The sequence below is a fragment of the Polaribacter sp. PL03 genome (genome assembly GCF_033875165.1).
Lineage (GTDB): Bacteria > Bacteroidota > Bacteroidia > Flavobacteriales > Flavobacteriaceae > Polaribacter.
On the sequence record NZ_JAWZSV010000002.1, the window covers coordinates 366,820 to 381,393 of the forward strand.

General features: G+C 28.4%; 10 protein-coding genes. 4 read left to right on the plus strand and 6 right to left on the minus strand.

Features of this window, described 5'->3' with window-relative positions; genetic code table 11:
- Window positions 1-43 precede the first annotated feature (43 nt).
- Window positions 44-1,663, minus strand: coding sequence for an ABC-F family ATP-binding cassette domain-containing protein (locus SHK09_RS04915; RefSeq protein WP_319809664.1), 1,620 nt, complete (start codon window positions 1,661-1,663; stop codon window positions 44-46).
- A gap of 188 nt (window positions 1,664-1,851) precedes the next feature.
- Here SHK09_RS04915 and SHK09_RS04920 point away from each other — a divergent pair, with 188 nt between their 5' ends.
- Window positions 1,852-3,249, plus strand: a complete 1,398-nt coding sequence (locus SHK09_RS04920) for a hypothetical protein (RefSeq protein ID WP_319809665.1) — start codon at window positions 1,852-1,854, stop codon at window positions 3,247-3,249.
- Window positions 3,250-3,387: 138 nt separating this feature from the next.
- Window positions 3,388-5,223 carry a DEAD/DEAH box helicase gene (locus tag SHK09_RS04925; protein ID WP_319809666.1) on the plus strand — a complete coding sequence of 612 codons (1,836 nt, stop codon included), beginning with the start codon at window positions 3,388-3,390 and terminating at the stop codon, window positions 5,221-5,223.
- Between the two features lie 94 nt (window positions 5,224-5,317).
- Here the strand turns inward: SHK09_RS04925 and SHK09_RS04930 are convergent, their stop codons facing one another.
- The 3 genes from SHK09_RS04930 to pheT all read right to left on the minus strand — a co-directional run bounded on the left by SHK09_RS04930 (window position 5,318) and on the right by pheT (window position 9,499).
- Complete coding sequence (locus tag SHK09_RS04930) at window positions 5,318-5,932, minus strand: LysE family translocator (RefSeq protein WP_319809667.1); 615 nt, start codon at window positions 5,930-5,932, stop codon at window positions 5,318-5,320.
- 63 nt (window positions 5,933-5,995) lie between these two features.
- The gene (locus SHK09_RS04935; protein WP_319809668.1) at window positions 5,996-7,027 is read right to left on the minus strand and encodes a quinone-dependent dihydroorotate dehydrogenase; all 1,032 of its coding nucleotides are present in this window, start codon (window positions 7,025-7,027) and stop codon (window positions 5,996-5,998) included.
- Between the two features lie 45 nt (window positions 7,028-7,072).
- Complete coding sequence (gene pheT / locus SHK09_RS04940; protein ID WP_319809669.1) at window positions 7,073-9,499, minus strand: phenylalanine--tRNA ligase subunit beta; 2,427 nt, start codon at window positions 9,497-9,499, stop codon at window positions 7,073-7,075.
- 119 nt (window positions 9,500-9,618) lie between these two features.
- On the opposite strand from pheT, the gene SHK09_RS04945 reads away from it, so the two are divergent.
- Both SHK09_RS04945 and SHK09_RS04950 read left to right on the plus strand, forming a co-directional pair.
- Complete coding sequence (locus tag SHK09_RS04945; RefSeq protein ID WP_319809670.1) at window positions 9,619-10,845, plus strand: TlpA disulfide reductase family protein; 1,227 nt, start codon at window positions 9,619-9,621, stop codon at window positions 10,843-10,845.
- Window positions 10,846-10,871: 26 nt separating this feature from the next.
- Complete coding sequence (locus SHK09_RS04950) at window positions 10,872-12,872, plus strand: LTA synthase family protein (RefSeq protein WP_319809671.1); 2,001 nt, start codon at window positions 10,872-10,874, stop codon at window positions 12,870-12,872.
- Here the strand turns inward: SHK09_RS04950 and SHK09_RS04955 are convergent.
- Both SHK09_RS04955 and SHK09_RS04960 read right to left on the minus strand, forming a co-directional pair.
- Entirely contained in the window at window positions 12,861-13,430 is a 570-nt protein-coding gene (locus SHK09_RS04955; protein ID WP_319809672.1) for a phosphatase PAP2 family protein, read from the minus strand. The two genes, SHK09_RS04950 and SHK09_RS04955, sit on opposite strands and share 12 nt — an antisense overlap.
- Complete coding sequence (locus tag SHK09_RS04960) at window positions 13,420-14,574, minus strand: peptidylprolyl isomerase (protein WP_319809673.1); 1,155 nt, start codon at window positions 14,572-14,574, stop codon at window positions 13,420-13,422. The genes SHK09_RS04955 and SHK09_RS04960 overlap by 11 nt, the downstream gene beginning before the upstream one ends.

A 14,574-nucleotide genomic window follows, 5' to 3' on the forward strand; every position in this document is an offset into this window, starting at 1 on the left:
AGGAAGCCATAGGCTTCCTTTTTTTTGTTTGATAAAAAATATATTAAGAATACATCTTATCTCTTAATTCTTTTATTTTTGGGTCTGATAAATACTCTTCGAAAGTTGTATATCTATCTATTGCTCCTTTTGGTGTTAATTCTATAATTCTATTTGCTACTGTTTGGGCAAACTCATGATCATGAGTAGATAGTAAAATAGTACCTTTAAAATTAATTAAAGCGTTGTTTAAAGATTGAATAGATTCTAAATCTAAGTGATTTGTAGGTTCATCTAAGATTAAAACATTTCCTCTTTTCATCATCATTCTAGACAACATACAACGTACTTTTTCTCCTCCAGAAAGCACATTACTTTTCTTTAAAGCTTCTTCTCCAGAAAAAATCATTTTTCCTAAAAAGCCACGAATAAAAACTTCTTCCCTTTCCTCTTCTGTTTGTGCGTATTGTCTTAACCAATCTACTAAATTTAATTCTCCGTCTTGGAAGAAAGTAGAATTATCTAAAGGTAAGTAAGATTGTGTAGTTGTAACTCCCCAAGAAAACTCACCAGCATCTGCTTTTTCGTTTTCTGTTATAATTTCATAAAAAGCACTAATTGCTCTAGAGTTTTTAGAAATAATTGCAATTTTATCTCCTTTATTTAAATTGATGTGTACATCATCAAATAATTTTTCATCTTCAAATTGCTTAGATAAACCTTCTACGTTTAAAATCTGATCTCCAGCCTCTCGATCTCTATCGAAAATAATTGCAGGATAACGTCTACTAGATGGTTTAATATCTTCTACATTTAACTTCTCTATCATTTTCTTACGAGAAGTTGCTTGTTTAGATTTTGCAACATTGGCAGAAAAACGTCTAATAAAATCTTCTAATTCTTTCTTTTTATCTTCTGCTTTCTTATTTTGTTGTGCTCTTTGTTTCGCTGCTAATTGACTAGACTCATACCAAAAAGTATAATTACCAGAGTAATGGTTAATTTTACTAAAATCTATATCTGAAATATGTGTACAAACAGCATCTAAAAAGTGTCTATCATGCGAAACTACAATTACAGTGTTCTCGAAGTTTGCTAAGAAATTTTCTAACCAAGATATCGTTTCAAAATCTAAATCATTGGTTGGCTCATCCATAATTAAAACATCTGGGTTTCCAAAAAGTGCTTGTGCAATTAATACACGTACTTTTTGTTTACCATCTAAATCTTTCATTAAAGTATAATGTAAATCTTCCTTTATACCTAAGTTAGATAACATTGTAGCCGCGTTAGAATCTGCATTCCAACCATCCATTGCTTCAAATACAATTTGTAATTCACCTATTTTCTCTGCATTTTCATCAGTATAATCTGCGTATAACTCGTCAATTTGTTTTTTTATCTTAAACAAATCTTTGTTACCTCTTACAACTGTTTCTAAAACAGGAAACTCATCAAAAGCATAATGATCTTGTGTTAAAACAGACATACGCTTCCCTTTTTCTAAGTGTACTTGCCCTGATGTAGGTTCTTGAACGCCAGAAATAATTTTTAAGAAAGTAGATTTTCCCGCTCCGTTTGCTCCAATAATACCATAGCAATTTCCATGAAGAAATTTTGTATTTACTTCATCAAACAAAATACGTTTTCCAAATTGAACCGATAAATTAGAAACTGATAACATATATATAAACTTTTTTAATTTTGTGCAAAAGTACAAATTCCATTTTTCTTTACAACCAATAACATTAATACTTTTACGTGCAATAATTATCTGTTTTTATTATTATTTAGCACGATTTTAACAGTGAATTAACAATCATACCTGTTTCAAATTTCTACATTTGTTAAACACTTTGTGTACCTCTATTTATGACAAGAAAAATATTTAATTATATCGCTTTATCTTATCTATTGCTAGCCATAACAGGTTGTAACACTAGTAAAGAAAACTCTAACACTTTTTTTGGAGGTAAAATTATAAATCCTAAAACGAAGTACTTAGTGCTTTATGCAAAGGATAAAGTAATAGATACATTATTACTTAATGATAGAAATAATTTTCTAGGTACTTATGATAATCTAGAAGAAGGCATGTATTATTTTAAACATGGCAACGAGAATCAATATATTTATTTAGAGCCAAAAGACAGCTTAATGTTACGTTTAAATACTTGGGATTTTGATGAATCTTTAGTTTTTGCTGGTAAAGGAGCTGAAAGAAATAATATCTTAGTTGATATTTTCTTAGAAGACGAATACGAGAGAAAACTTTTTTATAAATTAAATAAGTTAAAACCAAAAGCATACAAAAACAAAATTGATTCTATTATTAATTTTAAACTAGGTACGTATAATACTTATTTAGAAACACATCCAAATGAAACAGATGAGTATTTTAAAATTCTAAAAACAGCTTTAACATATCCTATATACTCTAGAGTAGAAAGGTATCCTATAAACCATGTTTATACTAACAAGAAAAAGGATTTTCCTAAAACAGATGAGAGCTTCTATGCATATAGAAAGGAATTAGATTATAATAATGAAGTTTTAATGTACTATACGCCTTATGCTAGGTATACTACAAATTATCTTTATAATTTAACCTATGCAAAGGGACATAAACCCATGAAAGATGAATTTTCTTCAGATTTTACGGTAGATTTATTAAACACTATTAGTTCAGAAATAAACGCTAAAGAATCTAAAAACGCATTTTTAAAAAGAACTGTTTTAGATCATTTTTACAGAAAGTCTAGTTGTAATGTTAATCAAGAGGCTTTTGATGTTTATTTCAACCTATCTTCAAATGACAAAGATAAATCACTTATTAAAAGCATTTTAGAAGATAATAAAGTAATTCTTAAAGGAGATGAAATAAAAGATTTTTCAATTTCAGATTTCACAAATCAAGCGATACATATAGAAGACTTTACAATTAATAAAAACACCGTTTTACTATTTTGGAACAAAGAAAATATTTCTAAACCATATATTAGTTCGAGAATACCTTATTTGCAAAAGAAATATCCGTTATTAAACTTTGCTATTATAGAGATTGATGGTAATAATACAAATAGAATTAAAAATATTGATATTAAGAACCAATATTACATTAACTCTAAACAATTAGACAACAATTTTCTTACAAGTAATATGCATCGAACAATTCTTGTAGATAAAAACGGAATTGTAGTAAATGGATATGCCGCTATTTCCTCTTATAATATAGAAAAACAGCTTAAAGAATTAAGTAAAATAAATTAATTGCCTTAAAGGTTGTTTTATAGTTCTTTTCTTGTACCTTTGCGCGATTTTAATTTTGAGGGAACTCATAGAAAATCAAGTCGAAATTTATAAATTGATTTGCAGGTGGGCGTTCTGTGAATCTCCAAAAACACAGTGATGTCAACATTTTTAGAATTAGGTTTAAAAGAACCTATCAACAGAGCATTAACAGATTTAGGTTATGAAAAACCAACTGTTATTCAAGAAAAAGCAATTCCACAAATTATTTCTTCAACAGATGATTTAAAAGCATTTGCACAAACAGGTACAGGTAAAACTGCTGCTTTTAGTTTGCCAATATTAGAGCTTTTAGATACTAACAGTGGTAATGTACAAGCTATTATTTTATCACCAACTAGAGAACTTGCAGTTCAAATTGGTAATAATATTAAAGACTTTTGTAAATATTTACCAGATGTTAAAGTAACTACAGTATATGGTGGTTCTAGTATGGAAGATCAAATTAGATCTTTAAAAAGAGGTTCTCAAATTGTTGTAGGAACTCCTGGTAGAACAGTAGATTTAATAAAAAGAAGAGCTTTAAAATTAGGAAGCGTTCAATGGTTAGTCTTAGATGAAGCCGATGAAATGCTTAACATGGGTTTTAAAGACGAATTAGATAAAGTTTTAGAAGCAACACCAGAAACAAAACAAACATTATTGTTTTCTGCAACTTTTCCTAGAGAAGTTGAAGCAATTGCTAGAAACTATATGACTAAACCAGTTGAAATTACTTCTGGTGAGAAAAATTCTGGTTCAGAAAATGTAACGCATGAATATTATTCTGTTACAGAAAGAACACGTTACCCTGCTTTAAAAAGAATTGCAGATTTAAATCCTGATATTTATGCTATTATTTTTTGTAGAACTCGTAGAGAGACTCAAGAAATTGCAGATAATTTAATTAGAGATGGTTATAGTGCAGATTCTTTACATGGAGATTTATCTCAAGGGCAAAGAGATTCTGTAATGGGTAAATTCCGTAAGAAGACAATTAAAATACTAGTAGCTACAGATGTTGCAGCTCGTGGATTAGATGTTACAGAATTAACACATGTATTAAACCATAAATTACCAGATCAGATAGAAAACTATACACACAGAAGTGGTAGAACTGGTAGAGCTGGTAATAAAGGTATTTCTATTGTTTTAGTAAATGGTAAAGAAAAAGGGAAACTAAGACAGATCGAAAGAATCATTAAAAAGAAATTTATTGAAGGTAAAGTTCCTTCTGGTAAAGAAATTGTACAGAATCAATTAATGAATTTAATTGATAAGGTTCAAAATACGGAAGTAAATGAATCTGAAATGGAAGAATTTTTACCAAGTATTTATGAAAAACTAGAATCTTTAGATAGAGAAGAGTTAATTAAAAAGTTTGTTTCTTTAGAATTTAATACAATGTTAAAGTATTATGAAAACTCGAAAGATTTAAATGATTTATCTTCAAGAGATAATTCTAGAGCTAGAACAGAAAACGAAAATATGACTCGTTTCTTCATAAACATTGGTAGAAAAGATAATTTAAACCCAGGTAAATTAATTGGTTTAATTAACGAACAAAATATTGGTGATAAAGTAGAAATAGGATCTATAGATATTTTAGATACTTTCTCTTTCTTTGAAATTGATAAAAACTTCGAAGACAAAACATTAGAAGCATTTTCTGCAAACCAACCAGATTTTGACGGAAGATCTGTTAATATCGAAATTACTAAGAAAGAACGTTCTGGTGGTGGAAGAAGAGGCGGTAAGAAACCTTTTGGTAAAAAAGAAGGTGGTGGCTTTGGAAGACGTAGAGAAGGTGGTGGTTCATCTTCGGCAAGAAGAAGTGATTCTGGAAGCAGAGGTGGTTCATCTGATAGACGTTCATCTGACAGACCTGATAGAAGTTCTGGTGGAGGAGAAAGAAAATCTTCTGGCGGTTTTGGAAGAAAACGTAGAGATAGTTAGAATTTAAATTCTATAAAATATAAAAAACCTCATAAGCTAATATAGTTTATGAGGTTTTTTTTTATGTTTAAATAGAAAATAATAAAAGCCTATTTTATATTAAAATGAATATAGCTATTAAAATAAACACAATAACTTGTGTCCATTTTAAATAATAACCAATTTTATTGTTACTTTTTATATTCTCGGATATTGAACCAGCAAGCATTGCTATCATTGAAAAAATAATACCAGATATAAACATAAATAAAAGGCCTAAAACATAAAATTGAATTACAGTATTTAAGGTTTTACTAAACAAAAACCCTGGAAAAAATGCTAGAAAAAATATAGAAACTTTCGGATTTAAGACATTCATTATAAACCCTTGTTTAAAGAGTTGCTTTGTAGTTTTTTTTGGTATACTTTCTTCAGATAAAGAAATAGTCGCATCAGATTTATACACCTTAAAAGCTAAATACAAAAGATAAATAGCACCAAAAAATTTAATTGCTGTAAATAAAGTTTCAGATTCTTTTATAATAGCAGAAACACCAAAAGCTAATAATGTTGTATGCACTAAACAACCAGAAATAAGGCCTAAAACAGTAGCTAAACCATATTTTCTACCATTAACTATACTCTGTGTTAAAACAAAAATATTATCTGGCCCTGGAGACAATGCTAAAATTACTGTTGCTATTGCAAAGGACAAAAGTGTTTCTATCATTAAAGTAAAAATACACTTTTTACTTTTCTTGTGAAAACAAGAACTTATTTAAGACGGCTAAAATTATTTATTAAGTATTGCCTTATTTATCTTTTTAACTAAGCTTGGTCCTTCGTATATAAAACCTGTATAAATTTGTACTAAATCTGCGCCTGCATTAATTTTAGCTAAAGCATCTTCTGCAGAATGAATACCACCTACTCCAATAATTGGAAAAGATTTATTAGATACATCTGCTAAATATTTTATTACTTGTGTACTTTGTTCTAAAATTGGTTGTCCACTAACACCACCATTACCTATTTCTTCTAATCGTTCTTTTGAAGCGCTTAAATTATCTCTTTTAGTAGAAGTATTGGAAGCAATAACACCATCTATTTTAGTTTCTGCAACCAATTCTATAATCTCATCTAATTGAACATTATTTAAATCTGGTGCTATTTTTAATAGAATTGGTTTCTTTATTTTAAAAAGATCATTTTGTTTTTGGCACTCTGTAATAAGTTCTATTAAATAATCTTTATCGTTTAATTTTGCATGACTACCAACATTAGGACAACTAACATTTAAAACAAAATAATCTACAAACGGGTGTAATTCTTTAAAAACCTCTAAATAATCTTGTGTATAATCTGCTGGTTGAGTATCTGTATTTTTACCAATATTACCACCAATAATTACTTTATGTCTATTCTTCTTTAAATTTTTAATTGCCTCTTCTACTCCATCGTTATTAAAACCCATTCGGTTTATAATACCCTTATCATCTTTTAAACGGAATAATCTTTTCTTAGGATTACCAACTTGTCCTTTTGGTGTAACAGTTCCTATCTCTATAAAACCAAAACCAAAATTAGCTAACTCGTTATACAAAACTGCGTTTTTATCAAAACCGGCTGCTAAACCTACAGGATTTGCAAAAGTTAATCCGAATAAATTACGCTCTAATTTCTTATCATTCACTTGATATAAGCTTCTAAATATAGAGGCTACAAATGGAATTTTACATAATATTCTAATTAAAGAAAATGTAAAGTAATGAACCTTTTCTGGATCGAATAAAAATAAAATAGGACGAACTATAACTTTGTACATAGGTATTGAATATAAAAAAAGCCCCAATTAAATGGGGCTTTTAAATTATCTTAAAACAGCTTCTAAATTCTTCTCGAATGTTTGCTGTAATTTTTGCATTATTTTATCGATTTGTTTGTCTGCTAATGTTTTAGTTTCATCTTGAATTAAAAAACTAACTGCATAAGACTTTTTACCTTCTGGTAATTTGTCTCCTTCATAAACATCAAATAAATCTACTTCTTTTAACAAGTTTTTCTCAGATTGAAAAGCCAAATTATAAATCTCTTTAAACGCTACTTTTGTATCTAACAATAAAGCTAAATCTCTTTTTACAGCAGGAAATTTAGGTAAATCTGTTACTTTAACATTTTTATTACCCGTTAATTTTAAAATAGTATCCCAATTAAAATCTGCAAATAATACTTCTTGTTTTATACCAAACTCTTTTAATAAACTTCTTTTAACTACTCCAAACTCTACCAATTTCATTTTTCCTAAACTTAATGTAATTCCTTCAGAAAAAACATCTTGTTTTGTTGGTGTCGTTTTTAATTTATCAATTCCTAACCTACTTAAAACATTCGTTATAATTCCTTTTAAATAAAAGAAATCTGAAGTTTTGTTTTCATTTTTCCAGCTATCACTTGTTCTATTACCAGTAACAAATAAAGTAAGGTGCTTATCTTCTTGGTATTTTTCATTGTATTTATGATATGTTTTACCAAACTCATAAAATTTTAATGAATTATTTTTTCTATTAATATTGTAAGAAACAGACTCTAAACCACTAAATAATAAAGATTGACGCATCACTTTTAAATCGTTACTTAACGGATTTAGCATCTCTACATTAGCCTCTTCATTAATATTCTCAGATAAAGTTACATATTCTGGCTTTGTTAAAGAATTTGCCATCGTTTCGTTAAAACCTAATGCCGTTAATTGATTTGCAACAACGTTTTCTACCTTAGTATCTTTATTAGAATCAAAAGAAATTGATGTGTTTAATTTATGAGAAAACTCGATATTATTATATCCATAAACTCTTAAAATCTCTTCTATAATATCTGCTTCTCTTTGTACATCTGTTCTATAAGAAGGAATCGTTAAACCTAAACCTCCTTCTGTTTCACTATTAATTTTAATTTCTAAAGAAGCTAAAATTTTCTTTATTGTTTCTTTTGGTATTTCTTGACCAATTAATCTATATGAATTTTCATAAGATAGAAAAACTTGAAAATCTTCAATTTTTTCAGGATAGAAATCAGAAACATCAGATCCCATTTTTCCACCAGCATATTCTTCAATTAATAGAGCAGCACGTTTTAAAGCGTATTCTGTCATATTAATATCTATACCACGTTCAAAACGAAAAGAAGCATCTGTATTTAATGCATGTCTCTTAGCTGTTTTTCTAACAGAAACAGGGTTAAAATAGGCACTTTCTAAAAATATTGATGTTGTGTGTTCTGTAACTCCAGATTTACTTCCTCCAAAAACACCTGCAATACAAAGTGGATTTGATTCTGCATCACAAATCATAATATCTTCAGAAGATAGTTTTCGTTCAACATCATCTAAAGTTGTAAACTTAGTACCTTCTTCTAATGTTTTTACTAGAACTTTATTTCCTTTAATTTTTTGAGCATCAAAAGCATGTAAAGGCTGCCCAAGTTCATGTAAAACATAATTTGTAATGTCTACAATGTTATTTTTGGGAGTTAAACCAATTGCTTTTAATCTATTTTGAATCCATTCTGGCGAGTCTTTTACAGTTACATCTGTAATAGTAATACCACAATATCTTGGAGCTTGTTCTTTATTTTCAACTTCAACATCAAAGCGTAATGTTCTTTCATCTACATGAAAATCGCTTACAGAAGGAGAAATTAATTCTAAATTAATTTCTTGCTGCATTAAACCTGCACGTAAATCTCTAGCAACACCAAAGTGGCTCATTGCATCAGATCTGTTAGGTGTTAATCCTATTTCAAAGATTTCATCTATTTCTATATTAAAAACTTCTGCAGCTGATGTACCTATTATTAGTTCATCATCTAGAACCATAATACCGTCATGACCAGAACCTAAACCAAGTTCGTCTTCAGCACAAATCATTCCATGGCTTTCTTCTCCTCTAATTTTCCCTTTCTTAATTTTAAAGCCTTCACCTTTATCATCATATAAAGTTGTACCAATAGTTGCAACAGGTACTTTCTGTCCTGCAGCTACGTTTGGCGCTCCACAAACAATTTGTACAGGTTCACCAGATCCTAAATCTACAGTTGTAACCTTTAATCTATCTGCATTTGGGTGTTGTATGCAAGTTAAAACTTTACCAACTACAATACCTTTTAAGCTACCTTTAATAGATTCTTTGGTTTCGATACCTTCTACTTCTAAACCTAAATCAGTTAACAATTCACCTGTTTTTACTGCGTCCCAATCTGTTTGTAAAAACTGCTTTAACCAATTGTATGAAATTTTCATATACTTTTTTTGATGTTTTCAGTGACAAATTTACTGATTTTTATGGTTTTTTAAGTCCCTTTTTAACTTAAAAGACGTAAGTTTATTCACAAAATTATAAGAAAACTATTCCTATAAATATGAAGAAAACATTTCTACTCTTTTCATTTTTTGTAATTAGCTGTATTTCATGCAATAAAGAAAAAATAAGCACACTTAAAAAAGGAACTTACAGAGCGATATTAAAAGTACAAGACAACCAAGAATTGCCTTTTATTTTTGAAGTTAAAAACAAGACCTTACTAACTATCTTTAATGCTGATGAAAGAATTATTGTTGATGAAATTAGTTATAAAAATGACTCTATTTATATTCAAACACCTGTTTACGAAGGTTATATTGTTGCAAAAATAAAAAAAGACGGCAATTTAGAAGGCTCTTTTATAAAAGAAAGTTTAGATAGAGTTGTCCCTTTTTATACTAAAAAAGGTACCAATAGATTTCCTATAAACAGTAAACAAACAAGTATTAATATTACAGGGAATTGGGAAACCGTTTTTAGTAAAGAGACGAAAGAAGATAGTTATATTGCCAAAGGAATATTTAAACAAAAAGAGGATAAGGTTACCGGTACTTTTAGAACTACAACTGGAGATTATAGATATTTAGAAGGACGTATTGATGGAGATTCTTTAAAAATGTCTACTTTCGATGGTGCGCATGCATTTCTTTTTACTGCTAAAGTGTCTGATTCTATAATAAACGGATTTTTCTATTCTGGAAACCACTGGAAAGAACCTTTTACAGCAAAACTTAACAACACTTATCAATTACCAAACGAAGAGGAATTAACATACTTAAAAGAAGGTTATAAGACCTTGGCTTTTTCTTTTTCAGATGAAACAGGTAAAATTGTTTCCTTAACAGATAAACAGTTTCAAAATAAAATAGTTTTGGTTCAAATTATGGGAACTTGGTGCCCTAATTGTTTAGATGAAAGTAAGTTTTATGTTAACTATTTAAAAGAAAATTCTAAAAAAGATATTAAAGTTATTGGTTTGGCTTTTGAAGTTGCAAAAACAAAAGAAGCTGCATTTCTAAGAATAGAAAGATTAAAAAATAGAATAGGAATTAAATATCCTGTTTTACTAGCAGACTTTGGTAATATTGCTAATAAGAAAATGGCACAAGAAAAATTACCAATGTTAAACCATATTCTCTCTTACCCTACAACTGTTTTTATAGATAAGAAAGGAACAGTAAGAAAAATACACACAGGCTTTAATGGACCTGCAACAGGTGAAAAATATTTAACATTTAAAAAAGAATTCGATGAGTACATCAATCTTTTAATCAATGAAAAATAAATATCTTTGCAAGATAAATACAAATAATGTTTCAAAAGATTCCTAAATATATTAAATACATTTTTACAAATGTAGCGTTACTCTTTATCTATATATTCTCTTTTAGAGTACTTTTCTATTACTTATTTGCACAACTAGAAAATGTTTCTGCATTAGAAATACAAAAAGGATTTTTATTAGGTGCACGTTTTGATTTGAAATTAGCTGTTATTAGCTTTTTTCCTTTGGCTATATTAATTTTAGTTACAAATTATAAGTTTTTAAATCGAAAAATATATCAAAATATTTCACGTATTTATATAATTCTAGCCTACTTAATTCTTACACTTTTCTTCTTATTTGATTTTGGTTATTACGATTATTTAAGCATTCGTTTAGATGCTTCATCTCTTCGTTTCTTAAGTAATTTAAAAATATCTAGCCAGGTTTTAGTTGAAAGTTACCCAATCTATAAAGGAATTTTAGGTTTACTTCTTTTGTGCTTTTTCATTTATAAATTATCTAAGTTTGTATATACTTTTTATAAAAATCAGAAAACATTAATATCGAATAAAATAAAGGCGTTTTATTTTATTGGTACTTTTTTATTACTTTCTTTTGGAATCTATAATAGTTTTACTCATTATCCTTTGCGTTGGAGTGAAGCTTTCTTTTCTAAAAATAATGCAGTAAATCAATTTACATTAAACCCTGTTTTATACTTTTTCGATAGTTTTGCTTACAGAAGTGAAGGTGTTAATATAGATGAGTTTAATAAATACTATCCTGTAATTGCAGATCATTTAAATTTACCAAAAGATAACATCTCTTTTGAAAGAAAAGTAACATTCGATTCTACTTATACAAAGAAACCAAATGTTGTAATTGTTATGATGGAATCTGTAGGCGTTAAACCTATGAGTTTTTACGGAAACCCTATAAATAGCACACCAATTTTAGATTCATTAATTAATAAAAGTGTTAGTTTCCCTAACTTTTATGTTCATAAATCTGGTACTGCAGCAAGTGTTTTTGCGAGTGTTACAGGTTTACCAGATATAGAAAACGTTAGAACAGCATCTAGAAACCCACTATTACAAGACCAACGTATCTTGTTTGATCAGTTTACAGATTATGAAAAATTATACTTTTTAGGCGGAAGTGCAAATTGGGCTAACATAAGAAGCATTTTTCAATCGAATATAAAAGGATTAAAAATATTTGAAGAAGGAAGTTATGAAACAGAGAAAAGAGCTGATGTTTGGGGAATTGATGATTACGAGCTTTTTAAAGAATCTAATAAAGAATTAGAAAAATTAGCCAAAAAGAAGAAACCTTTTATAGCCTACATTCAAACAGCATCGAATCACATGCCTTTTACCGTACCAGATGAAAAAGAGGGTTTTAAACCATTAGCTGATAGTGTTATTTCTAATGACTTACTTAAGAAAAGTGGATTTAAATCTGTTGCACAATTAAATGCTTTACGTTATTTAGATTTTAATATTGGTCGTTTTTTAGAAAGAGCAAAAGTAGCTGGTTATTATGAAAATACCATATTTGCCTTTTTTGGAGATCATAATACAGCTATGACTAGAACTAATTTGTATACAAAAGAATCAGATTTAAATATTCAATCTCAACATGTTCCTTTTTTAATTCATGCTCCTAAGTTTGTAAAACCACAAACAATTGAAAAAAACGGAAAATTAATTGACCTTTTTCCTACTGTAATAAATTTAGCAAAGATAAATCACACGAACTATACATTAGGTAACAACCTACTAGATGCTAACTATGTAGATGCAACTTCTTTTGTTTATTTAGGTATTAAAGGAGAACCTGCTGTAGGGCTTTTAAAAGATAGTTTATATTACTATAAGACTAATGTTACACATACAATTGGCTTATTTAATTTAAAAGAAGAAGGAGTGATTGATTTAAAACAAAAATATCCTTCAAAAGCGAAAGAAATGGATAGCTTACTTGAAGGATATTATCATGCTACAAAGTATTTATACTTCAACAATAAAAAATCAACTAAATAACTTTTTGTCAATTTTTTTAAATAGGTAATAATACAAGTTTGCAAAAGTTATTCCTATAATAATTCCTACAGAAATATCTATTGGAAAATGAACCCCTAAATACAATCTACTATAAGCAAATATTAAAGGGAAAAATAAAATTAGATAAATATATTTATAGGTGTCTTTTAATAAAAGTACAACAAAAACAGAGAAAAATGTTGATGTTGTTGCATGACCAGACATAAAACTAAAACTTTGTGGACTTATTAATGTTCTTAATAAATGCTTAATTTCAATATCGTTATTTGGTCTTATTCTTTCTACTGAATTCTTAATTAAATTGGTAAATTGATCTGAGAAAGCAACCAATATAATCATAGAAAGAATCATAACACCACCGCGCTTCCAGCCGAAGGATCTTACAACTAAAAAAATAATAAGAAGAAACAAAGGTGCCCAATTTAGTTGATGCGTAATTGCCAACCAAAAAGAATCCCACTGTTCACTTCCTAAGTTATTTAAAAAAATAAGTAATTCTTTGTCTTTCTGAATAATGTCTAACAAATTATTTGCCAATTTTTAATATTTCTACTTCAAAAACTAAATCTGATTTTGCAGGAAAAGGGCCAAATTTAACATCTCCAAACCCAATTGTATAAGGTATAAAAAATCTTGACTTCTCACCTACTTTCATAGTTAGAACACCTTCTTTTAAACCAGTAATCATTGGTCTAGCTTCATCGTTTAAATCGAAAACAATTGGCTTACCAACATCATCTGAAGATTGCATTCTTTTACCATCTGCAATGTACAAGGTATAATTTGCAGTAACCGTTTTTGTAGGTACTACTTTTTTACCATTTGTTTCTTTTAACTTTAAAATACGTAAACCTGTACCTGTTTTTATTGCTTTAGCTTCGTTTTTTTCTATTAAGAAAGCACGTTTATCTTCTAAATATTTAGAATATCTTTTTTCTTCAACTTTGTTTTCTTCTTTAATCTTGTCTTCTTGAGATTTATTAAAGTTTGTAACTTCAGCATCGAAAACTTCTGCAGCATTAAAATCTTCTGCTTTAGATCCTATTCTAATTATGTTTACTGTATTAATTGTATCATTTTGTGATATTTTAAATACAACTGCCATTCTAGTAGAATCAATTGCTTTTCTTAATTGTAAAGAATCGGAATACTTTTGTTGTAACTTTTTTAACTCAAAAGGGTTTACAACTGTTTTACCAAAAACACTATGCTTTCCGTTTAAATGTGGAATTGCTCTGTGTGTAATAAAAAACTGACTGTTATTGGTTGTTGGTCCTCCGTTTGCCATAGAAAGCACACCTTCATCATCGTGTTTATAGATAAAATCTCCATTTTCATTTCTTGGAAACTCATCACCAAAAAGATAACCTGTACTTTTTCTACCTTCTGGTGTAAAACCACCACCTTGAATTACAAAATTAGGAACTACTCTATGAAAGATAACACCTTCATAAAAGTTTTTACCTTTTAAAGAATCTAATAACCTACTGTTTGTACCTTCAACTAAAGCAACAAAATTTGCAACAGTTTTAGGTACATCATCAGCATATAATTCTAATAAGATATTTCCTTTATTAGTTTCAATTTCTGCATATAAACCTTCATCTAAATCTTTATACTTTTTTGGTGTACAAGAAATAAATAGTGCAAATACTATAGAAATAAAGAAAAATTTCTTCAT

Coding starts and splice junctions, on each gene's coding strand:
- SHK09_RS04915 (WP_319809664.1), bottom strand. CDS start 1,663: ATGTTATCAGTTTCTAATTTATCGGTTCAATTTGGAAAACGTATTTTG.
- SHK09_RS04920 (WP_319809665.1), top strand. CDS start 1,852: ATGACAAGAAAAATATTTAATTATATCGCTTTATCTTATCTATTGCTA.
- SHK09_RS04925 (WP_319809666.1), top strand. CDS start 3,388: ATGTCAACATTTTTAGAATTAGGTTTAAAAGAACCTATCAACAGAGCA.
- SHK09_RS04930 (WP_319809667.1), bottom strand. CDS start 5,932: ATGATAGAAACACTTTTGTCCTTTGCAATAGCAACAGTAATTTTAGCA.
- SHK09_RS04935 (WP_319809668.1), bottom strand. CDS start 7,027: ATGTACAAAGTTATAGTTCGTCCTATTTTATTTTTATTCGATCCAGAA.
- pheT (WP_319809669.1), bottom strand. CDS start 9,499: ATGAAAATTTCATACAATTGGTTAAAGCAGTTTTTACAAACAGATTGG.
- SHK09_RS04945 (WP_319809670.1), top strand. CDS start 9,619: ATGAAGAAAACATTTCTACTCTTTTCATTTTTTGTAATTAGCTGTATT.
- SHK09_RS04950 (WP_319809671.1), top strand. CDS start 10,872: ATGTTTCAAAAGATTCCTAAATATATTAAATACATTTTTACAAATGTA.
- SHK09_RS04960 (WP_319809673.1), bottom strand. CDS start 14,574: ATGAAGAAATTTTTCTTTATTTCTATAGTATTTGCACTATTTATTTCT.